Here is a 21,368-nt window from a genome sequence, read left to right as displayed (position 1 = left end):
GCTTCACCGTTCGACTTGCATGTGTTAAGCACGCCGCCAGCGTTCGTCCTGAGCCAGGATCAAACTCTCCGTAAAAGAGAAACATCCACACACACAACATGCGTGCGAACAATGATACTGGCCAGACCACAACCAAACTGGCATGATCCGATCCAAAAACAAGACCCCCGTCCAACCCGCACGCACCCGACCGGGCACGCCACGAAGCCAACGAGAGCCATAAAATTTGGCATTGACTATCAAGCACACTGTTGAGTTCTCAAACAACCGACGCACACCGTCAGGAACACAATCTTTCCGACCGTTTCCCTGCCCGGGGCAGTTCCTCTAATCTACCAGATTCTTTCGGCCGATCAAATTCGCTTCCGTTCTCAGAACTGGAAGGAATTCCAACCTGCCTGCCGAAAATGGCACCACACCGATTCCGGGGAACACGAAGTTCCTCGATCCTGCGTTGTGGGTTCCAGCCCCGGCGCGGCCACTCGGTCCGTCTCCGGCCCCTCGTGTCCGTCTGCCCGTCGGGCTGACCTGGAGAACATTACACACGATCCCGCGTCTGCGCCAACTCGGCCGTGGTGTCCTGGAGCACACCACGTTTTCGCAGGTCAGAGCCGTTCCTAGCGGTCGGGTGGGCGCCGTCGGGCGGCCTGTGTGACCCGGGCCACCGGGAGACGAGCGGGAGACGAGCGAGGGTGGTGCGGCCGGCGATGCCGGCCGCACCCCGGGGTGCTCAGCGAGAGGTCCCCGCCGTCAGCAGCGCTTCCCGCGCAGCGCACGCACCTCGTCGTACGACCGCTCGGCGTTCCCGAACGAGTCCGCCGGGTAGCCGGGCGCCGGCACCTGGGCCGCGTTGTCCTGCTCCCAGATGCCGTGTCGCCGTCCGCCGCCCGGGAGCGCCGACAGGAACTCGGTGTACGGCAGGTCGCCGATGCCGAACTCCACCATGTCGTACCCCTGCTCGCTCTCGGGGTTGACCTCGCCGTCCTTGAGGTGCAGCAGCGGGTAGCGGTGCGGGTTGCGCTTGATGTAGTCCACCGGCTCGAAGCCGGGGTACCGGTGCTGACCCACGAAGGCCCAGAACACGTCCATCTCGAGGAAGACCGTCCGCGGGTCCGTGTTGTCGTAGAAGACGTCGTAGAGGCGCACCTCCGGGTCGTCGGTGGCGAAGCGGAACTCGCCGTCGTGGTTGTGCTGGTAGAACTTCAGCCCGCGGGCGGACGCCGCCTCCCCGAAGCCGTTGAACTGCTCGGCGGCGGCGAGGTAGCCGGACACCGTGTTGTCGTTCGTCGGTGCCTGCGCGGTGCCGATGTGCTCCATGCCGAGGATCTCGGCGATGTCGAGCTCCTGCTCCATGTTGCTCGCGAAGTCCCCGATGCCGCGGTGCGAGCCGACGGCACGCAGGCCGTTGTCGTCCAGCAGCTCCCGGATCTGCTGGGGCGTGATCGCCCCGACCGAGCCCTGCGTGTACCCGGCGAACTCGATCTCCGCGTACCCCATGTCCGCCAGGCGCTCGAACACGACGCGGAAGCCGAGCGAGGACACCTTGTCCCGGATCGAGTACAGCTGGATGCCGATGTTGCCCGCCGGGACGAGCACGCGGCCCTTGCCGGGCCCGTGACCGGGCCTGGGCCCGTGCCCGGCGGCCACCGTCGAGGCCGCCGCGCTGCCCGCGAGACCGGCGCCGGCGAGGGTCGCCGCACCCACGGCCACGGTGCCGCCGGCCAGCCTCAGGAAGTTCCTGCGGTTGACGTCAGTGCGTGATTCCATCACTGCTCTCCTTCGGTCCGACCGGCCCCGGACGGGCCGGTGGAGCTCTCTGCGGCGGCCGGGGGCGTCCCGACGCCCTCACCCATCATGGTCAGTGTGTCCACGTCGAGGGCGCCCGTCGCGGTGACGTAGAGCGTCCCGGTGCCCGTGCGGGCGCGGAACGACAGGCCGAGGTCGGTCCAGTCGCGGGCCTTGCCCACCTGGGCGGTCGCGAACGGCTTCGCCGTGGGCGAGCCCCAGCGCAGCTCGAGCCGGCCCTTGCCCCGCACCGCGGCGGTGACACCGTCGATCCCCGCGAGGCTCACCCGGTCGAGCGCGAGCGAGTCCCGCTTGCCCAGGCCTGCCACGTACGCGCCCGCCGAGGCCGTCTCGTCCTCGACCACCTCGGCCCCGGTGACCTCGGCGTGCTCGGCCTGCTGCAGCTTCGGGTTCAGGCGCAGGGTGGCCTCGCCGGCCGCCGGCGGCAGGCCGTTGGCGCCGTCGTCGGTGTAGGTGATGACGACGGCGCCGTACAGGTGCGCGCCCTCGCCGTGCTCCGGGGAGTTGGGGTCGGTCGGGAAGACGCCCGTGCAGCCCGTGCCCGAGACCTCCGGGTGGGCGTGCTCGTCGTGCCCGAGCCCGTAGGACCAGGCGACACGCTCGCAGACCGTCTCGGTGCCGTCCTCGGCGTCGTTCGTGGTCACCTGGAACGGGACCTCGTCGCCCCAGTCGAAGAAACCGCCGTCGGCCGGGAGGTCGACGGTGATCTCGGGTGCCTGGTTGCCGACGCTGATCGACGTCGAGGTGAGCCCGCGCTTCCCGGAGCCGTCGGTGACGCGCAGGCGCGCCGTGTAGACGCCGAGCTCCGTGTAGGTGTGGGTGATTTCGGGCCCGGTCAGGTCGAAGGTCCCGTCGCCGTCGACGTCCCACTCGTAGGTGAGGGCGTCGCCGTCGGGGTCGCCCGACGCGCTCGCGTCGAACGAGACCTCCAGGGGTGCGGCCGAGGACGACGCCGGGGTGGCCGTGAACGCGGCCTGCGGCGCCTTGTTGCCCTCGGCGTAGTCGATCCGGTAGAGGCCGGCGTCCGGGTTGGCCCGGAAGAAGCCGTCGCCGTACTCCAGCACGTAGAGCGACCCGTCGGGCCCGAACTCCAGGTCCATCGGGTTGTCGTTGGCCGGCATCCCGGCGGCCGCGAGCGCCGCGTTGGGGAAGAAGTCCTCGATGTCGCCGACCTCGTGCGTCTCCCAGTCCACGGACAGGGCCGCGTAGTAGTCCTGCGAGAACTCGCCGAGGAACGCCTTGCCGTCCCAGTGCTCGGGGAGCTTTCCGGGGGCGGTGCTCTCGGGGTCGTAGTGGTAGACGGGGCCGCCCATGGGTGCCTGGCCGGTGCCCGCGCCGAAGTTCACGAGCTCGTCGCGGGGCTGCTGTCCGGGCTGGTCGCCGTAGTAGAGCGTGGCGGCGCGGGCGGGCGGGAGGTCGGTGAGGCCCGTGTTCCACCGGGAGGTGTTCCGCGGTGCGGCGCAGTCGAAGAACTCCCGCGGGGAGGCGGTCTCGAAGTTCCACTCGTTGTAGGCGGCGTTCGGGCCGTGGCAGTAGGGCCAGCCGGCGTTGTGCGGGTCGTCGAGGCCCACGACGTTCCACTCCACGTAGCCCATGGGCCCGCGGTTCGCGTCCGCGGCACCGGCGTCGGGACCGTAGTCGCCCCAGGAGAGCGAGTCGGTCTGCGGGTCCACCTCGATGCGGAACGGGTTGCGCACGCCCATCACGAAGATCTCCGGGCGCGTGCCCTCCGTGCCGGGCGCGAAGAGGTTGCCCGCGGGGATGTCGTAGGTGCTGCCCTCGCCCGGCGGGGTGCCGGCGGGGATGTCGTCCTTCACGGCGATCCGGAGGATCTTGCCGCGCAGGTCGTTCGTGCTGCCCGCACCACGCCGGGAGTCGAAGCCGGGGTTCATGCCCGGGGCGTCGTTGTTCGGCGCGTAGCCGTTGGCGCCGGGGGTGCCCGCGGGCGTGTTGTCGCCGGTGGACAGGTAGAGGTTGCCCTCGCCGTCGAAGTCGATGTCCGCGCCGACGTGGCAGCACTGGCCGCGCTGCACCTCGATGTCGAGGATCGGCTGCTCCGAGTCGAGGTCGAGCGAGTCGCCCGTCCACGTGTACCGTGCCAGCCGGTTCACGCCCACCCACCGGTCCCAGTAGCTGTCGTCCTCGCCCGCGGGCAGGGCGTTGGGGGCGTTGCCGGACGGCGTGTCGGCCGCGCCGTCGCCGTCGGCGTCCCGCGGGGCGTAGACCAGGTACACCTGGTTGCTCTCCGCGAAGTCGGGTGCGAGGGCGATGCCCTGCAGGCCGTCCTCCGAGCTGGCGTAGACGTCGAGGGTGTTGACGACGCGGGTGACGCCCGTGGCCGGGTCGGTCAGGCGCACGGAGCCGTCCCGGGCCGTGTGGATCACGCGCTGGTCGGGCAGCACCGCCATGTCGATCGGCTCGCCGACGTCCTTGGTGAGCAGGATCTTCTCGTAGTTGCCCCAGTCGGTGTCGGCGGCCGCCGCCGCGTCGTGCCCCTCGTGGGCGGACGCCGTCGGCAGGGCCAGCAGCGCGCCGCCGGCCAGGGCGGTCGCGGCGAGCGCCGCGACGGTCCGCCGCGGCCGGGCGTGGGCGCGGGCATGGATAGTCTTCATACGTGATGCAGCTCCTCGTCGAGTCTCGTCACGCCGACCGGGCCTCGTGCGCTTCCCGTTCGTCCGGGGCCCGGTCATCCTTCGGTCAGGTCAGCGCGTCGAGAACGCGGCGTCGAACGCCGCGTCCGGCGCGTCGTACGCGTGGGAGCGCACGAACTGGAGGGCCTCCGGGGCACCGACCAGGCGGTCCATCCCGGCGTCCTCCCACTCCACGGAGATCGGGCCGTCGTAGCCGATCGTGTTGAGCATGCGGAACGCGTCCTCCCAGGGGACGTCGCCGTGCCCGGTCGACACGAAGTCCCAGCCGCGGCGGGGGTCCGCCCACGGCAGGTGGGAGCCCATGCGGCCGTTGCGGCCGTTGGTCATGCGCTTCTTCGTGTCCTTGCAGTCGACGTGGTAGATCCGGTCCTTGAAGTCCCAGAGGAAGCTGACCGGGTCCAGGTCCTGCCAGACCATGTGGCTGGGGTCCCAGTTGAGGCCGAAGGCCTCGCGGTGGCCGATGGCCTCCAGGGTGCGCACGGTGGTCCAGTAGTCGTAGGCGATCTCGCTGGGGTGCACCTCGTGGGCGAACTTGACGCCCACCTCGTCGAACACGTCGAGGATGGGGTTCCAGCGGTCGGCGAAGTCCTGGTAGCCCGCCTCGATCGCGGCGTCGGACACCGGGGGGAACATCGCCACGTACTTCCAGATCGCGGAGCCGGTGAACCCGATGACGGTCTTCACGCCCAGCTTGGCGGCCAGCCGCGCGGTGTTCTTCATCTCCTCCGCGGCGCGCTGCCGCACGCCCTCGGGGTCGCCGTCGCCCCAGACACGGTCCGAGACGATGTCGCGGTGCCGCTGGTCGATCGGGTCGTCACAGACGGCCTGCCCCTTGAGATGGTTGGAGATCGCCCACACCTTGAGGTTGTGCCGTTCCAGGAGCTCGAGGCGCCCGGCGACGTACTCGTCGTCGTCCCAGCGCCACGGGTCCAGGTGGTCGCCCCAGCAGGCGAGCTCCAGTCCGTCGTAACCCCATTCCGAGGCGAGACGGGCCACCTCCTCGAGCGGCAGGTCGGCCCACTGGCCGGTGAACAGGGTGATCGGTCGTGCCATTTTTTCCTCCTGTGCCTGACGATCCGGCGGTGCCGGTCGTGCCCTTCGGTCTTCGGTCAGGTCGTCCGCCGCCGCAGCAGGACGACGGCCGCGCCCGCGGCGACGAGCGCCGCCAGCGCCCAGCCCGCCCATCCCGGCAGGCCGCCCGACGGCGGCGGACCGTCCCCGGACGACGACGCGGCGGCGTCCGCCCCGGGGTCGGCGCCCGGTACGGACGGCTCGGGCGGGTCCTGCCGGGGTCCCGCGCTCGCGGACGACGGTGCGGACGGCGGTGCGGCCGGCGCGACGACGTCGACCTGTGCCTCCACCGACGCCCTGCCCGGCTCCTTCATCCGCGCGGTCAGGGTCCAGTGCCCCTCGCCGAGCAGGGCGGGCTCCGAGCGGTACCAGCCCACGCCCTCCGACGCGGAGACGAGCGTGACGGGGCCGACCTTCTCGCCGTCGTCGGAGACCCCCCGTACGACCACGACGGCCGACTCCTCGACGGGGTGCCCGTCGGCCACCCAGGTCACCGCCGCGGAGACGCCGCCGGCGCCGTCGGTGCCGAGCTCGATGTCGATCTTGCCGCCGTGCGCCGCGGCCGGGACCGCGGCGGCGGGCCCGGCGGCGAGGCCGAGCGCCAGCAGCAGCGCCGCGCCGACGCGTGTGAACCGTTCCATGTCCGTGTTCCTCTCCGGCCCTCGAGGGCCCGACGGGGCGTGCACCGGGTGACCGGTGCACGCCCCCGGGGTCTATCGGTCGCAGCTCTCCTCGACGGTCACGATCACGTAGGCCTTGCCGGACGGGCTGAGCACCCAGTCCCCGGCCGGCGTGAGCTCGGTGCCCTTGGCCGGCGTGGCGATCACCCGGTAGTCGCCCGGGGCGAGGTCGCGCAGGTCACGCGGCTTGCCGTCCGCCTCGCCGTCCACCCAGCGGTGCACGACGTAGCTGCGCACCCCGGGCAGCGCGACCGGCGTGATCGACCCGCCGGCGTCGCACGTCGCCGCCTCGACCACGACGTCCGGGGTGCTCGGGTCCGGGCACTCCGGCTGGTCGAGCGTCACGAACAGCACGGCGAGCCCGGCGGCGTTGAGCCGCCAGCCTCCGTCGGCGACGAGGACGTACCCGTCGGCGGGCCGGGCCGCGACGCGGTACCTGCCGGGAGCGAGGTCGTCCAGGTCGGTCACGAGGTCGCCGGCGGCGCCGTCGACCCACTCCCGCACCACGTAGGACCGCACGCCCTCCACCTCGGCGGTGACCAGGGCGCCGTTCGTGACGACCTCCGCTCCCGAGCGGTCGTAGGTGCACGTCGGCTGGACGATCTCGACGCCCGGCGTCGCCTCGGCGACGTCGGGTGCCGCGATCGTGAACGTGAGCGTCTCGCCCACCACGGTCACGCCGTCCACCGAGGCCCGCACCTGCACGGTGTGGGCGCCGGGGGCCGTGATCTCCAGCGGCGTCGTGTACTCGGTCCAGCCGCCGCCGTCGACGTCGACCTCCCGGAGCACCGCGGCGCCGGCCGGACCACCGGTCGTCCCCACGGTGACGGTCACCGGTCCGAGCCACTGGCCGTCCGGACCGTCCGGCTCGGTGGGTGACAGCGAGCCGGTCACCTCGAGCGGCTCGTCGGCCGTGACGGTCCGGAAGTAGTCGAACGACGCCGTGGCGGCCGACTGCTGGGCGGCACCGAGCGCGAACAGCCCCACCCGCGCACCCTCCAGGCCGTCATGGGTCACCGGCTGGCCGAGCGCCGTCCACTCCTCGCCGTCCGCGCTGTACTCGCCGGTGAAGGTCGACCCCACCTTCGACAGGCGCAGGTGCCACACGCCGGACGTGAGCTCGTTCACGTTCGGCTGCGGGTCCTGCACCACGGAGCCGACCTCGCTGCGCAGCTCGAGGCGCTGCGCGACCGGGGAGCCCGCCGCGTTGTCGGTCACGAGGTCGAGCTTGACGTAGTTGTCGTCGTCCCCGTACACGATGAGACCGCCCTGCTGGTACTGCTGGTCGAAGTCCGACCCGTCCACCCGGGTCTCGACGGTCCAGTCGTCGTCCGGCAGGTCCTGCACGACGATGTTCGGCGTGCCGGTGTTGTTCCCCGTGTAGATGTCGGTGGCGGTCGTGTCGATCTCCAGCGCGCCACCGGTCACCCGGTAGCCCGCCGGGTCCTCGCGCACGACGTCCCAGCGGCAGCCGTCGAGCGCGTCGCCGTCGAACTCGTCGGCCGCACCGGGCGCGGCCGCCGTGTCGTCCGGGGTGATGTGGAACCAGTCGAACCGGGCGTCCACGACCTCGGCCGCCGAGCCCGAGCCCGCGAGCGCGACGAGCCCGATCCGTGGGTCGTCGATGCCGGCGAGCAACTTGGTCTGCGGCATGGCCGTGAAGGTGACGCCGTCCGCCGAGTAGGACGCCGTCAGGTCCTCACCGTCGCTGCTGGCCAGGCGCACGAACACGGTGTCCGGGTACGCCGCCCCGAGAGCCGCGGTGTTCGAGTCCCCGACCTCGTTCGGCGCACCGGCCTCCTCCCGGATGTACTGGAAGACGCGCGTGGCCGGGTCGGCAGGTGCCGAACGGCCCTGGACCACCATCTTCGCGTAGTTGTCCGCGTCGCCGTAGATCAGCAGACCGGCCTGCTGGTACTGCGCGTAGGCGGGGATCGTGACCTTCGCCGTCGCGGTGAACGGGCCGTCGGGCAGGTCCTGGAGCACCAGGTTCGGCACGGTGACGTTGTTCGTCCCGTAGAAGTCCGTGACGCTCGCCGGGATGGTGAGGGCGCCCTCGGCGACCCGCAGGTCCTGGTTGCGGTCCTGCACCGTCCAGCGGTCCGGGTCGAGGTCGGCACCGAGGAAGTCGTCCGACCGGCCCGACAGGCACAGCTCCGGCTCCGGGGTGATCCCGGCCACCTCGACCGTGGCGTACTCGACCGCGTAGGCACCGCCCTCGTCGGTGACGCGCACCTGGAGCCGGTAGGTGCCCGGATCGTCGTAGGTGTGCTCGAACGCCGACGTGCCGTCGACGAACCCGTCACCCAGCCCGGCGTCCCAGGCGTAGGTCAGGTCTCCCGCCCCGTCCGGGTCGGTGGCCTCGGCCGTGGCGGTCACGGTCAGCGGCGCGTCGCCCGCGAGCGGGTCGACCGTGAGCACGACCTCGGGCCGCTCGTTGTCCGTGACGCCGCGCCCGTCGATCTCCATCCAGTTGGCGTTGATGCCGCCGGAGAGCAGCACGAGGTGCAGCGAGCCCGAGCCCGACGGCACGTTCGTCAGCTGCGTGGCGACGTCCGTGTACTGCTGCCAGCCGCCGGTGTCCGGGACGGTGATGCGGCCGATCTCCGGACCGTCCGGTGCGTCCCAGCGCAGCGACACCTCTCCCCCGCCGGCCCCGGAGGCCGCACGCAGCGAGATCGCGTCGACGTTCGCCAGGCTCACCGGCTCGTGCGCCCAGTAGTCGCCCGGCTCGATGAACCCGATGTTCTGCCCGCCCCCGGCGGTGTCGCCCGTCTGCTCGACCTGGACGCCCGGGTCTCCGGCGCCGTCACCGATGCCGTCGGCGCGGCCCGTGCCGGTGAAGAACTCCGACTGCACCAGCTTGGGCTGCAGCACCTGGAGGTCGGTCGCGGTCAGCGGGGCGCCCGCCGCGCCGCCGTCGTCGGTGTAGAAGGCCTCGATCACCCAGAAGATGTTCGACTCGATCCCGTGGCCCTCGTCGCGGGCCGTCTGGATGACGCCCTCGCACCCGGTCAGCTCGTCGAACGGGTGGGCGTGCGAGTCGTGGCCCAGGGAGGTGAACAGCGAGACGTCCGCACAGGTGACCTCGCCGTCCGGGTCGTCCACCGCGATCTCGTAGCGGACCTGGTCGCCCCACTCGAAGAACCCGCCGTTGTCGGGGAAGGAGATCGACACCTCGGGGGCGATGTTGCCCACCACGACCGTCACGTTCGCCACGCCGGTCTGCCCGGCGGGGTCGGTCGCGACGAGCTGCGCCGTGTAGCGGCCGTTCTCGGTGTACGTGTGGGTCGGGTGGGCCTCGGTGGTGGGTTCCGAGCCGTCGCCGAAGGTCCACTGCAGCGTGAGCGGCTCCCCGGCCGGGTGCCGCGTGCCCTCCGAGGAGAACTGCACGGTCAGCGGCGCCAGGCCGTCGGTCACGTCGGCGGAGGCCTGCGCGATCGGCGCGGGGTCACCCTTGACGTAGTTGACCTTGTACACGCCGGAGCTGTCGTTGTTGCCGCCGAACCCGGAGCCCCAGTCCACGACGTACAGGGCGCCGTCGGGCCCGAAGTCGAAGTCCATCGGCCGGTCGAAGCCGGTGGCCGGGTCGAAGATGCCGGGCAGCACCCGGTTGATGTCCACGAGGTCGTCCCGCTGCTCGCCCGCGAGCTGGAACGAGTACATCCGGCCCTGGTTCCACTCCCCGAACAGTGCCTTGCCGTCCCAGTAGGCCGGCCACTTGACGTCGGACTCCAGCTCCGGGTCGTAGGAGTAGACCGGGCCGCCCATCGGCGCACCACCGCCGCCGATCTCGGGGAACAGCGGGTTGGTGCCGTAGCCGTACCAGACCTCCGCCTCGACGGCCGCGGGCAGCTGCGAGATCCCGGTGTTGTTCGGCGAGTCGTTCACCGGGCCGCCCGCGCAGTCGAACGCCGCCCCCGACTGTCCCGTCGCGAAGTCGTAGTCGACGTAGGCGTTGTTCGCCCCCGTGCAGTACGGCCAGCCGTAGAACCCGGGCTCGCTCACCACGTTCCACTCGACCGTCCCGGCCGGGCCGCGCGTCGGGCTGGCCGACCCCGCGTCCGGACCGTAGTCGGCGACCAGCACGTTGCCGGTCGCCGGGTCGACGCCGATCCGGAACGGGTTGCGGAAGCCCATCGCGTAGATCTCCGGCAGCGTGTCCGCCGTGCCCGGGGCGAACATGTTGCCCTCGGGGACCGTGTAGGAACCGTCGTCCTGCGGCGTGATGCGCAGCACCTTGCCCCGCAGGTCGTTGCTGTTGGCCGAGGTGCGCTGCGAGTCGTAGTTCGCCCGCCCGGCCCGCTCGTCCAGCGGCGCGTAGCCCTGGGACTCGAAGGGGTTCGTGTTGTCACCGGTGGCCACGTACAGGTTGCCGTCGCCGTCGAAGACCATGTCGCCGCCCGCGTGGCAGCACGTCTGGCGCTGCGTCGGGATGACCAGCACGGTCTCCTCGGTGGCCGGGTCGATCGTGCCGGCGGCCGCGTCGTAGTCGAACCGCGAGACCCGGTTGTGCGGGCCGTCGTCGCCGACGTCCTCCGGGGACCAGAACAGGTAGATCCAGCCGTTGGTGGCGAAGTCCGGGTCGAGCACGACACCGGTCAGGCCGTCCTCGTTGGACTGCGTGACCGACAACGTCACCGCGGTGCTCGTGGTGTTCGTCCCGGGGTCGATCACCTGGACCCGGCCGTCCCGCTCGACGTAGAACACGGTGCCGTCGGGGGCCACGTCCAGCATCATCGGGTTGGCGGTGTCCTCGTCGAGCGGCACCATCTCGTAGCTGTCGCTCTGCGTCGCGGCGCAGTCGGAGTCGACGACGCCCGCCGCCGTCCGCAGGCCGCCCAGCAGGTGCTCGAGGAACTCCGGCTCGGCGTACGAGGCGTCGGTGTGCCCGCCGCCCGTGTACCAGGACCGCCCGCCGTCGTAGTCCTGGCACCAGGCGATCGGGTGCTCCGCCCCCATCGCGCCCGTACCGGCGGAGTAGGACGTCTCGTCCAGGGAGGCGAGCACGTGCACCTGGTCGCGCGGGTTGGTGCGGAAGTTGTACCACTCGTCGTGCCGGTCCCACCGCTGCGGCAGGTGCGCCGTCGAGACGTGGTCGTGGTCCTCGACCTTGATCGTCGCGTCCTGGTTCTGCGGGTGGGAGCTGAAGTAGGCGCCCACGAGGTCGCCGTACCAGGGCCAGTCGTACTCGGTGTCGGACGCCGCGTGGATGCCCGCGTAGCCCCCGCCGCCCTGGATGTACCGCTCGAAGGCCTCCTGCTGCCCGGCGTCGAGCACGTCGCCCGTCGTGGACAGGAAGACGACCACCTCGTAGCCGGCCAGGCCCTCGTCCGAGAAGACGCTCGCGTCCTCGGTGGCCGTCACCGTGAAGTCGTGGGCCGCACCCAGCTGGGTGATGGCCTCGATGCCGACCGGGATCGACCCGTGCCGGAAGCCCGCCGTCTTCGAGAAGACGAGGGCGTCGAAGGTCTCCTCGGCCGCTGCGGGTGCCGCGGCCTGCGCCGTGGCGGGTGCGGCGGCTGCGGGTCCGGCGGCCGCGACCAGCGCGGCCGGGACGCCGAGCGCGGTCGCGGTGGCGGCCGCGACCACCGACCGCAGGACGCGGCGTTCTCGTTGCACGTTTCTCACCTGTGGCTCCTCGTCGAGTCGGGTCAGTGCTCGTGCTGTGGTGCTGGTGGTGCCGTCATGCTGGTGGTGCGGTCGTGCCGGTCGTGCGTCGTGCTGGTCCTGCTCGTGCAGCCGCCCGGGACAGCGCTTTCTACGTCCCGGGCACGAAGGCCCACGCCGGCGACACCGCCGGCGTGGGCCGGTGGATCAGGTCAGGGACACCCACCCGCCCCCCGCGGCGGCGCTGCGCTCCACGGCGTCGAGCACCCGCTGGACGCCGAGGCCGTCGGTGAACGACGGCGTCGGCTGCTTCCCTGCCGCCAGGTCACCGACGAGGTCGACCACCTGGTGCGTGAACGCGTGCTCGTAGCCGAGGCCGTGCCCCGGCGGCCACCACGCCCCGCCGTAGGGGTGCTCCGGCTCCGTGACGACGATCCGCCGGAAGCCCGCCGTCGCCGGGTCGTCCGACGCGTCGAAGAAGTGCAGCAGGTTCATGTCCTCGAAGTCGAAGGCCAGCGACCCCTCCGACCCGTTGACCTCCAGCCGGATCGCGTTCTTGCGGCCCCAGGCGAACCGCGTCGCCTCGAAGGTCGCCAGCCCGCCACCGGACAGCTTGCCGAGGAAGACCGCGGCGTCGTCCACCGTGACGGTGCCGGTCCGGCCCGTGTCGGCCACCCCGGACAGGCCCGAGGAGGCCGAGGCCTCCGGGCGTTCGTGCACGAACGTCTCCAGCAGCCCGGTCACCCCGGTGAGCGACTCGCCGGTGATGTACTGCGCGAGGTCCACGACGTGGGCGCCGATGTCGCCCAGCGCCCCCGAGCCGGCCTTCTGCTTGTCCAGGCGCCACGACATCGGCGCCTGCGGGTCGGCGATCCAGTCCTGCAGGTACTGCGCGCGCACGTGCCGCACCTGCCCGATCCGGCCCTGCTCGACGAGCCGGCGCGCCAGCGCGATGGCGGGCACGCGACGGTAGGTGAAGCCCACCATCGCACGCACGCCCCGCTCGGCGGCCGCGTCCGCGGCCGCCACCATCGCCTCGGCCTCGGCCACGCTGTTCGCCAGCGGCTTCTCGCACAGCACGTGCTTGCCCGCCTCCAGCGCCGCGACCGCGATCTCGGCGTGCGTGTCACCCGGGGTGCACACGTCCACGAGGTCGATGTCGTCCCGGGTGAGCAGGCTCTGCCAGCCCACCACTGCCTCGTCCCAGCCCAACCGGTCGGCCGCCGCACGGACCGCGGTCTCGTCCCGGCCCGCCACCGCGCGCATGCGCGGCGCGAGCGCCAGGTCGAAGAACCGCGGCGCCGTGCGCCAGGCCTGCGAGTGTGCCGCCCCCATGAACGCGTAGCCGACCATGCCGACGCCGAGCTCGTTGTTCCCGCTGCTCATCCCGCGCCTCCCCCCACTGTCGTCGTCCTGCCGTGTCGCACGCCGCGGGCGTGCGTGGTCGTCCTGTGCGTCACCGCGTCAGGAGTCGAAGCCGATGGGCAGGAACTCCTCCACGTTGTCCGCCGTCACGACGGGCGCGTAGAGCTGGACCTGGCGCGGCACGCCGATCGAGGCGAGGTCGCTCACGGTCTTGTTCTGGGCGACGAGGCGGGCCAGCTTCACGCCGTCCGCGGCCTGGGTGGAGGGGTAGATGACGGTGGCCTGGACCACGCTGTCACCGGACTGGATGAGGTCCATCATGTTCTTGGAGCCCGCGCCGCCCACGAGGAAGAACTCGTCGCGGCCCGCGTTCTCGATGGCGGCCAGCACGCCGATGCCCTGGTCGTCGTCGTGGTTCCAGATGGCGTCGATCTCGGGCTCGGCCGAGAGCAGGTTCGCCGTCTGCTCCTCGCCCGACTCGACCGTGAACTCGGCGGCGACGCGCGCGTCGACGTCGAGCCCGCAGTCGTCCAGCGCGTCCTCGAAGCCCTGGCTGCGGTCCTGCGTCAGCGGCAGCGAGTCGATGCCGGCGATCTCGGCGACCACGGCATCCGGGTTGTCGCCGAGCTGCTCGCAGATGTAGGTGCCGGCGCTGACGCCCATGCCGTAGTTGTCGCCCAGCACGGTGGAGCGGGCGGCGAACGGGCTGGTGAACTCGCGGTCCACGTTGATGACCGGGATGCCTGCCTCCATGGCCTCCAGGGCCACGTCGGTCAGGGCGGCGCCGTCGAACGGCAGCAGCACGATGGCGTCGACGCCCTGGTCGATGAAGCCCTCGATCTGGCTGATCTGCACGTTGACGTCGTTGGTGCCCTCGGCCACCTGGAGGGTGACGTCCTCGTACTTCTCGGCCTCCGCCCGGGCGGCGGCGGTGATGGCACCCATCCAGCCGTGGTCGGCGGCGGGGGCGGAGAAGCCGATGACGACCTCGTCGCCGGGCTCGTCGTTCTCGGTGACGGCGACGGGACCGGTCGCGGCGTCGTCCTCGCTCTCGCGAGGCTCGTTGCTGACGCAACCCGTCAGGAGGAGGGCCGCTGCCGCGGTGGCGGCGAAGGCGCCGGCGACGCGGCGCGGGCGGACGATGGTCGAGGACATGGTGATCTCCCTTGATCCGGGCTGGAACTGCTGGGTTGTCGGGGACGGGGTGTCGCGCGGGCTCACGTGCTCGTGACCTTCTCCCGCGCGGCGAACCACTGCTGCAGCAGCACGGCGACGACGATGATCGCGCCCTTGGCGATCGCCTGTACCGAGCTGTCGAGGTTGTTGAGGACGAACACGTTGGTGAGCGTCGAGAAGATGAGGACGCCCAGGACGGTGCCCGTGATGGTGCCGCGGCCGCCCGCCAGGAGGGTGCCGCCGACGACGACCGCCGCGATGGCGTCAAGCTCCAGGAGCGTGCCGTGCGTCGACGAGCCGGCCGTCGTGCGGGCCAGGAGGATCACGGCGCCGATGCCGGCGGTGAGGCCCGCGATCCCGTACAGGTACAGGGTGTGCCGCTTGATCTTGATGCCCGCGAGGCGCGAGGCCTCGGGGTTGCCGCCCACCGCGACGGTACGGCGGCCGAACGTGGTGCGGTTCAGCAGGAACCAGCCGGCGGCCGCGACGACGACGAAGATCCACACGATCGTGGGCACGCCCAGGGGCCGCGACTGGAACACGTCGAAGAAGGGCTCCACGTCGCGGATGACCTGGGTCCGGCGGCCGGCGATGATCTCCGCGAGACCGCGGGCCGCCGCGAGCATGGCCAGCGTCGCGATGAACGCGGGGACCTTGCCGTACGCGACGAGCGCGCCGTTCACGAGGCCCGCGACGAGGCCGACGGCCAGCGCGGTGACCACGATGACCCACCAGCCGTAGTCCTGGGCCGCGTACTGGGTCGCCAGGGTCGAGGCCCAGACGGACGCCAGCCCGACCACGGCGCCGACCGACAGGTCGATGCCGCCCGAGGTGATGACGAACGTCATGCCGATGCTCACCACGCCGGTCACGGCCGCGAGGCTCAGGACCGTGATGAGGTTGCCCGTGCTCCAGAACCGCTCGCCGCCGGTCGCCACACCGACGACCACGAGCAGGACGAGGGCGAGCACCAGGCCGCCCATCCGCAGGGCCGGACCCATGAGGGCCGAACGTTGGCTCACGCCACACTTCCTTCCATGACCAGGTCGAGCACGGCGTGCTCGTCGATTTCGCCGGCGGGACCCTCGTGGACCGCCTTTCCGTCGGAGATGACCAGCACCCGGTCCGCGAGCCCGAGCACCTCGGGGATCTCGCTGGACACGACGATCACGGCGGCGCCGTCGTCGGCCAGCCGGCGGATCAGGGTGTAGATCTCGGCGCGCGCCCCGACGTCGACGCCCCGGGTGGGCTCGTCGAGCAGGAGCACGCGGCACCCGTGCACGAGCCAGCGCGCCAGGAGCGCCTTCTGCTGGTTGCCGCCGGAGAGCGTGCGTGCGTGCCGCTCCACGGACGCGGGACGCAGGTCGAGGGCCTCGACCTGCTCGCGCGCCGCGGCGCGCTCCGCCTTCTCGTCGAGCAGCCCCGCACGCGCCGTGCGCGCGAAGGTCGACAGCGTGATGTTGCGGTACACGGGCTCGTCCAGGAGCAGACCCTGGCTCTTGCGCTCCTCGGGGCACAGCCCGATGCCTGCGGCCACCGCGGCGTCGACCCCGCCGCGCAGGCGCTTGCCGCCCACGCGCACGGTGCCCGACGTCGCCCGCCGCGCCCCGTAGATCGTCTCCAGGATCTCGGAGCGGCCCGAGCCCACGAGCCCCGCCAGCCCGACGATCTCACCGGCGCGCACCGTCAGGGAGACGTCCGAGAAGACGCCGCCGAGCGCGAGGTCCTCGACCTCCAGCACCGGTGCCGCGTCCTCGGCCACCCCGGGGCGGTCGGGGAAGGCGTACTCGACCGCGCGGCCCGTCATGAGCTTGATCAGGTCGTCGGTGGGCGTGTCCGCCACGACGAGGCTCTCGGCGACGGTGCGGCCGTCCTTGAGCACCGTGATGCGGTCGCCGAGCTGGCGGATCTCCTCCAGCCGGTGCGAGATGTAGACGACGGCCACGCCGTCGGCCGTGAGCTCGCGGACGATGCGGTGGAGGTTGCCGACCTCCTCCGAGTCCAGCACGGCGGACGGCTCGTCCATGATGACGACGCGCGCGTCGCGCGAGAGGGCCCGGGCCAGCGACACGATCTGCTTGCCCGCCGCGGACAGCGAGCCCACCTCGCGGTGCGGGGTGATCTCGGTGTGCCCGAGCCGCTCGAGGAGCTTCCGGGTGTTCCGGGCCGCCTCGGCCCGGCGCGTCACGCCGCCGGACGCGAGCTCGTGCCCGAGGTAGATGTTCTCGGCGACGGTCAGTCCGTCGACGACGTCGAGCTCCTGGTAGATGGTCGCGATCCCGAGCCGGAGCGCGGCGACGGGGTCGGAGATGGTGACGGGCTCGCCGTCGATGAGGATCTCGCCCGACGTCGGCTGGTGGGCTCCGGCGAGCGTCTTGATCAGGGTGGACTTGCCGGCCCCGTTCTGGCCCAGCAGGCAGTGCACCTCGCCGGGGCGGACCTCGAGGTCCACGCCGTCGAGCGCCCGCGCGCCGGGGAACTCCTTCACGATGCCGCGCATCTCGAGGAAGGGTTGCTGTGCCGTCCGCTCGGCCCGTTGCGGTGCCGGCGACTCTGTCGGTTGGGGGTCTGCGTCGACCATGACTCGAAAGTAGAGTGACTTTTGCCGACCGTCAAGCAAAAGTCGCGACTCTGTTGGCCATGATTCACTAGAGGCATGGTGGAAGTGGCACGGGACGTGGTTCAGCAGGCACCGAAGGTCTCCGGAGTGGGCGACATGTTCCAGCTCCTGCGCGACGGGAAACCCCGCACACGGGCGGATCTCGCCGCCGTCACGGGACAGGCCCGGTCGACGGTGGCGGCGCGTATCGACCTGCTCATGGCGGCGGGCCTCATCGCCCCGGCGGGCGAGGCGACGTCGACCGGCGGGCGGCCGCCGGCGACCTTCGCGTTCGCCCCGTCGGCGCAGGTGGTGCTGGGTGTGGACCTCGGCGCGACGCACGCGCGGCTGGCCGTGACCGACCTCGCCTCTACCGTGCTCGCGCACCGTGAGCTGCCGCTCCTGATCACCGACGGGCCGGAGTCCGTGCTCGCCCGCGTGGCCGAGACCGGCGCGGAGCTGCTGCGCGAGGCCGGCCGCACGACCGCCGAGCTCGCCGGCGTCGGCGTGGGCCTGCCCGGCCCGGTCGAGCACGCGACGGGCCGCCCCAACAACCCGCCGATCATGCCGGGCTGGGACGACGCCGACGTGCCCGCCATCCTCGGCGCCGGCTTCCACGCCCCCGTGCTCGTGGACAACGACGTGAACATCATGGCGCTGGGCGAGCACCGCGCCGCCTGGCCCGGCATCGCGGACCTGCTGTTCGTCAAGGTCGCCACCGGCATCGGTGCGGGCATCATCGCCGACGGCGCGCTCCGGCGCGGGGCCCAGGGCTCGGCCGGCGACATCGGGCACGTCGCCGTTCCCGGCGTGACCGACGTCGTCTGCCGCTGCGGCAACGTCGGCTGCCTGGAGGCGATCGCGAGCGGGCTGGCCGTCGCGAACCGGCTGGAGGGCGCCACCACCCCCGCCGACGTCGTCACGATGGTCCGCGCGGGCGACGTGGCCGCGAGCCAGGCCGTGCGCCAGGCCGGCCGGGACATCGGCGCCGTGCTCGCGACGAGCGTCAGCCTGCTCAACCCGTCGATGATCGTGATCGGCGGCATCCTGGCCGATGCGGGCGAGCACATCGTGGCCGGCATCCGCGAGGTGGTGTACCAGCGGTCCCTGCCCCTGGCCACGCAGCACCTGCGCATCGTGACGGCCCGCACCGGCACGCAGGCCGGCGTCCTGGGCGCGAGCGCCATGGCGGTGGACCAGGCCCTCTCCCCGGAGGCGGTAGACCGCCTGGTCGCCTAACCCTCCCTCCCCCCGCCGAAGTAGAACCAGGGCGAGATAGAACTCTGGCGAGATAGAACCGCTGTGGTTCTATCTCGCCAGAGTTCTATCTCGCCCTGGTTCTATCTCGCCGGTGTTCTACTTCGGCGAGCCGGTCAGCTCAGGTCCTTGACCCGGACGTCGCGGTAGCTCACCGCCTCGCCCTGACCATGGTTCTGCAGCCCGATGAAGCCCTGGCTGAGGTCACGCGCGGGGTCGGTGCTGACGAAGTCGTTCACCAGCGCACCGTTGAGGAAGACCTTGATCGTCTGGCCCTCCACCCGGATCTCGTAGGAGTTCCAGGAGCCCACCGGCTTCAGCGCGCGCTCCACGACCTCAGGGTCGGCTCCCTGGAAGGTGTAGATCGCGCCCGTGGTGCGGTCCGGCTCGTCAGTGGCGTCGATCTGGATTTCGTACCCCTGGTCGACGGCGATCCACGGGTCGTTGCCCGGGTCCGGGAAGCCGACGAAGACACCGCCGTTGTCGTCCTTCTTGAGCTTCCAGTCGAGCTTCAGGCTGTACTCGTTCAGCTCCGTGGAGTGCCAGAGCAGACCCATGCCACCGGCCCCGCGGATCGTGCAGTCGGCCTGGCGGCCGAACGAGCCCGGACCGGCCATGTTCCAGCCGTCCAGCGAGGCCAGCGTGCCGTCGAACAGCGCGGTGTAGCCCCGTTCGTACCGCTTCGGCTCGCAGATGTCGGCCCCGCCACCGACCTTGAGGAGGTCGAGGTTGACGTTGCCGTCGTCGTCCTCGTCGTAGCGCACGGTGATGGTGTTGACTCCCTTGCGCAGGTCGAGCGACCGGGTCGCCGTCGCCCACGTCTTCCAGTCACCCGTGGACTCCAGCGCCCACGGCTCGACCTCCTGGCCGTTGACCAGCACCGACACCGTCTTGGTGCCCTCGAACGGGTTGGGCCCGTTGGAGTAGCGCAGGCTCACCGGCTGGCTGCCCCCGCGCTTGACGGTGGTCGTGAAGGTCGCGGACGCGCCCGGGTTCGTGAAGCCGGCCGCGAAGCCCGAGCCCGAGTAGCCGTTGTGCTCGTTCGCCACGTTCGCGCTGCCGCGGAGCGTCGCCTCCTCGGCCTCCTGGAAGCCGGCCGGGGCCTTGTACCCGGGGATCGCGTTGAGGGTGTACCACGCCTCGGTGTTCCACAGCTCCCGACCCTCGCTGTCCGCGAACGGGCGCGGGCTGCGCAGGTGCACCACGTAGCCGGGCTGGCGCCCGTCCACGGTGAGCGTCACCCTGGTGCGGTCCCGGGACACCTTGGCGTCCGAGACGAAGAGCTGCTGCTCGTCGATCTTCGGGCCGCCGTAGGCGCGCGTGGGCACGTAGCGCCAGTGGTCCATGCGGAACGCCGCGTTCGGGTCCTCGGCGATCTTGGCGACCGTCTCGGTGGACAGCGGCTGCGTGTACTCGACCTCGAAGCCCTTCTTCGTGACCCGCATCTCGGTCATGTCGAAGGCGTCCTCGCCGTTCGGCGTCAGCTTCTGCAGGCCGTAGCGCAGCTTGCCCGGCTCGCTCCAGTTGCCGCCCTCGCCGATGCCGCCCACGTACAGCGCGCCGTCGGGGCCCACGATGGTGCGGTTCACACCGGCCTCCAGGCCCGCCGAGTGCCGGAACACCGCACCCTGGTACTCGCCGTCGACCTTCTCCAGGAAGGCGCGCTGCAGACCGCCGTAGGTCACGTCGCCGAAGACGAGCTGGTCCTCGTACGGGCCTTCCTCGAGCAGCACCGGCGAGCTCGGCGAGTTGCCGATCTCGTTCTGCGGCACCCACAGCGCCGGCGCCGAGACGGGCGTGGCGTCGTACGGGCCCGACGGGTTGGTGAAGTGGTTGAAGAACTTGCCCTGCTCGATGTGCACGAGCTTCGAGCTCGGCAGCCAGGCGCCCTGGTTGTCCATCACGAACATCTCGCCGTCCGGGCCCTTGACCAGGCCGTTGGGCGTGCGCAGGCCGCCGGCCACGTACTCGACCTCGCCGGTGCGACGGTCGACGCGGATGGCCGTACCGCGGTTCTCGGCGGGCTGCGGGTCCGTGGTGGCGCCGCCGTTGTTGATGGCCACCGACAGGTTCAGGTAGAAGTACTTGCGGTCGTGCAGCAGGCCGAAGGCGAACTCGTGGAAGTTGCCGCCGAAGGGCCACTCGGCCACCGTGCGGTGGTCGTCGTAGAAGCCGTCGCCGTCGGGGTCCGTGAGCTCGGTGAGCTTGTCCCGCTCCGAGACGTAGATCGAGTCGCCGATGACGGCGATGCCCATCGGGTTGAACAGGTCCGTGGCGACCTTCTCGTAGGTCACCTGGTCCTTCGAGGTCTCGCCGGTCACGTTGTCCAGCAGGAAGACCTCGCCGGGCTCCGGGTCCTCGACCCAGCCGCCCGGGCTCACGGAGCCGGACGTCACCACGGCGAGACGGTCGTCGTCGGTCCAGTCGAGCGCGGCGACCATCGGCTCGAAGCCGTCGGGGCGCAGGTCGGTGAGGGTGTAGCCCGGGTACACCGAGTCCAGGCGCATGCCGTCGCCCGCGGTCTCGTCCGAGCCCTCGCAGTACTTGGTGCCGGGCGCGGTCACGCGCACGACGCCGGCCTCGGTGCTCAGCACGCTCTCCGGCACGACGACGTAGTCGGTGCTGCCCGGCGGGCGCCACTCCAGCTTCAGGACGTTGTCGTTGGTGTTGTCGAAGAACTCGACGCGCAGGTCGTGGTAGCCCGGCTCCAGCGCGATGGTGCCTTCCTTCGACTCGGCGCCGTGCAGGCCGTCGTTGTCGATCACCTCGGTGTCGTCGATGACCAGGCGCGAGCCGTCGTCGCTGGTGAGCCGGAACTCGTAGTTGCCGGCGGACGGCACCGACAGGTTGGCGAGCGCGTGCGCGATGAAGCGCTCGCTCAGGCCGAAGTCGCCCTCCGACGAGTAGTCGATGGTCGGCTTGAGCTGGTCGACGTTGGGCGTCTGACCCGAGCGGAGCGTGCACAGCTCGCTGAGGTCGCGGGCCATGTCGTAGCTCCGCAGCGTGACGCCTGGCTCCTGCGGCGGCAGGTCGTCCGCCGCGGTCGCGGCGGGGACGGCGCCGGACAGCATCACCGCTGTCAGCGCGACGGCGGTCGCACCAGCGGCCGCCTGTCTCGTGCGGATGGTGGTTCCACGTTGACGCATGAGGTCT

At 71.4% G+C, this 21,368-nt stretch carries 11 protein-coding genes and 1 rRNA gene; 1 reads left to right on the top strand and 11 read right to left on the bottom strand.

Translation table 11 applies throughout. The features are described from left to right. The 10 genes from APR03_RS18365 to APR03_RS18320 all read right to left on the bottom strand — a co-directional run. A 16S ribosomal RNA gene (locus APR03_RS18365) occupies window positions 1-75 on the bottom strand; the annotation flags it as partial. Between the two features lie 675 nt (window positions 76-750). Continuing rightward, window positions 751-1,767, bottom strand: coding sequence for a sugar phosphate isomerase/epimerase family protein (locus APR03_RS18360; RefSeq protein ID WP_253837896.1), 1,017 nt, complete (start codon window positions 1,765-1,767; stop codon window positions 751-753). After that, window positions 1,767-4,418 carry a PQQ-dependent sugar dehydrogenase gene (locus APR03_RS18355; RefSeq protein WP_253837894.1) on the bottom strand — a complete coding sequence of 884 codons (2,652 nt, stop codon included), beginning with the start codon at window positions 4,416-4,418 and terminating at the stop codon, window positions 1,767-1,769. The genes APR03_RS18360 and APR03_RS18355 overlap by 1 nt, the downstream gene beginning before the upstream one ends. Window positions 4,419-4,508: 90 nt before the next feature. Then, window positions 4,509-5,510 (bottom strand): sugar phosphate isomerase/epimerase family protein, encoded by a 1,002-nt coding sequence (locus APR03_RS18350; protein ID WP_253837891.1) that lies wholly within the window; start codon window positions 5,508-5,510, stop codon window positions 4,509-4,511. A 56-nt stretch (window positions 5,511-5,566) separates the two neighbouring features. After that, window positions 5,567-6,169: a hypothetical protein gene (locus APR03_RS18345; RefSeq protein WP_253837890.1), complete on the bottom strand. Its 603-nt coding sequence runs from the start codon at window positions 6,167-6,169 to the stop codon at window positions 5,567-5,569. A 72-nt stretch (window positions 6,170-6,241) separates the two neighbouring features. Further along, window positions 6,242-11,839: a ThuA domain-containing protein gene (locus APR03_RS18340; protein ID WP_253837889.1), complete on the bottom strand. Its 5,598-nt coding sequence runs from the start codon at window positions 11,837-11,839 to the stop codon at window positions 6,242-6,244. 186 nt (window positions 11,840-12,025) lie between these two features. Continuing rightward, window positions 12,026-13,204, bottom strand: a complete 1,179-nt coding sequence (locus tag APR03_RS18335) for a Gfo/Idh/MocA family protein (protein WP_253837887.1) — start codon at window positions 13,202-13,204, stop codon at window positions 12,026-12,028. 78 nt (window positions 13,205-13,282) lie between these two features. After that, window positions 13,283-14,338, bottom strand: a complete 1,056-nt coding sequence (locus APR03_RS18330; RefSeq protein ID WP_253837885.1) for a substrate-binding domain-containing protein — start codon at window positions 14,336-14,338, stop codon at window positions 13,283-13,285. Window positions 14,339-14,400: 62 nt separating this feature from the next. After that, window positions 14,401-15,360: an ABC transporter permease gene (locus tag APR03_RS18325; protein WP_253837912.1), complete on the bottom strand. Its 960-nt coding sequence runs from the start codon at window positions 15,358-15,360 to the stop codon at window positions 14,401-14,403. A gap of 17 nt (window positions 15,361-15,377) precedes the next feature. Then, on the bottom strand, window positions 15,378-16,859 hold the full coding sequence (locus APR03_RS18320) for a sugar ABC transporter ATP-binding protein (protein WP_253837883.1): 1,482 nt from the start codon (window positions 16,857-16,859) through the stop codon (window positions 15,378-15,380). 156 nt (window positions 16,860-17,015) lie between these two features. Between APR03_RS18320 and APR03_RS18315 the strand changes: the two genes are divergently transcribed. Further along, window positions 17,016-18,197 carry an ROK family transcriptional regulator gene (locus APR03_RS18315; protein ID WP_253837881.1) on the top strand — a complete coding sequence of 394 codons (1,182 nt, stop codon included), beginning with the start codon at window positions 17,016-17,018 and terminating at the stop codon, window positions 18,195-18,197. 134 nt (window positions 18,198-18,331) lie between these two features. On the opposite strand, the gene APR03_RS18310 is transcribed toward APR03_RS18315, so the two are convergent. After that, window positions 18,332-21,361, bottom strand: a complete 3,030-nt coding sequence (locus tag APR03_RS18310; RefSeq protein ID WP_253837880.1) for a 3-keto-alpha-glucoside-1,2-lyase-like domain-containing protein — start codon at window positions 21,359-21,361, stop codon at window positions 18,332-18,334. Window positions 21,362-21,368 lie beyond the last annotated feature (7 nt).

The sequence above is a fragment of the Promicromonospora thailandica genome, from assembly GCF_024171955.1.
Classification (GTDB): Bacteria; Actinomycetota; Actinomycetes; order Actinomycetales; family Cellulomonadaceae; genus Promicromonospora; species Promicromonospora thailandica.
This window is presented reverse-complemented; position numbering and strand designations above follow the sequence as displayed.

What these genes read in the sequence shown, in the direction of transcription:
- APR03_RS18360 (WP_253837896.1), bottom strand. Translation starts at nt 1,767, where the DNA reads ATGGAATCACGCACTGACGTCAACCGCAGGAACTTCCTGAGGCTGGCC.
- APR03_RS18355 (WP_253837894.1), bottom strand. Translation starts at nt 4,418, where the DNA reads ATGAAGACTATCCATGCCCGCGCCCACGCCCGGCCGCGGCGGACCGTC.
- APR03_RS18350 (WP_253837891.1), bottom strand. Translation starts at nt 5,510, where the DNA reads ATGGCACGACCGATCACCCTGTTCACCGGCCAGTGGGCCGACCTGCCG.
- APR03_RS18345 (WP_253837890.1), bottom strand. Translation starts at nt 6,169, where the DNA reads ATGGAACGGTTCACACGCGTCGGCGCGGCGCTGCTGCTGGCGCTCGGC.
- APR03_RS18335 (WP_253837887.1), bottom strand. Translation starts at nt 13,204, where the DNA reads ATGAGCAGCGGGAACAACGAGCTCGGCGTCGGCATGGTCGGCTACGCG.
- APR03_RS18330 (WP_253837885.1), bottom strand. Translation starts at nt 14,338, where the DNA reads ATGTCCTCGACCATCGTCCGCCCGCGCCGCGTCGCCGGCGCCTTCGCC.
- APR03_RS18325 (WP_253837912.1), bottom strand. Translation starts at nt 15,360, where the DNA reads ATGGGTCCGGCCCTGCGGATGGGCGGCCTGGTGCTCGCCCTCGTCCTG.
- APR03_RS18320 (WP_253837883.1), bottom strand. Translation starts at nt 16,859, where the DNA reads ATGCGCGGCATCGTGAAGGAGTTCCCCGGCGCGCGGGCGCTCGACGGC.
- APR03_RS18315 (WP_253837881.1), top strand. Translation starts at nt 17,016, where the DNA reads ATGGTGGAAGTGGCACGGGACGTGGTTCAGCAGGCACCGAAGGTCTCC.
- APR03_RS18310 (WP_253837880.1), bottom strand. Translation starts at nt 21,361, where the DNA reads ATGCGTCAACGTGGAACCACCATCCGCACGAGACAGGCGGCCGCTGGT.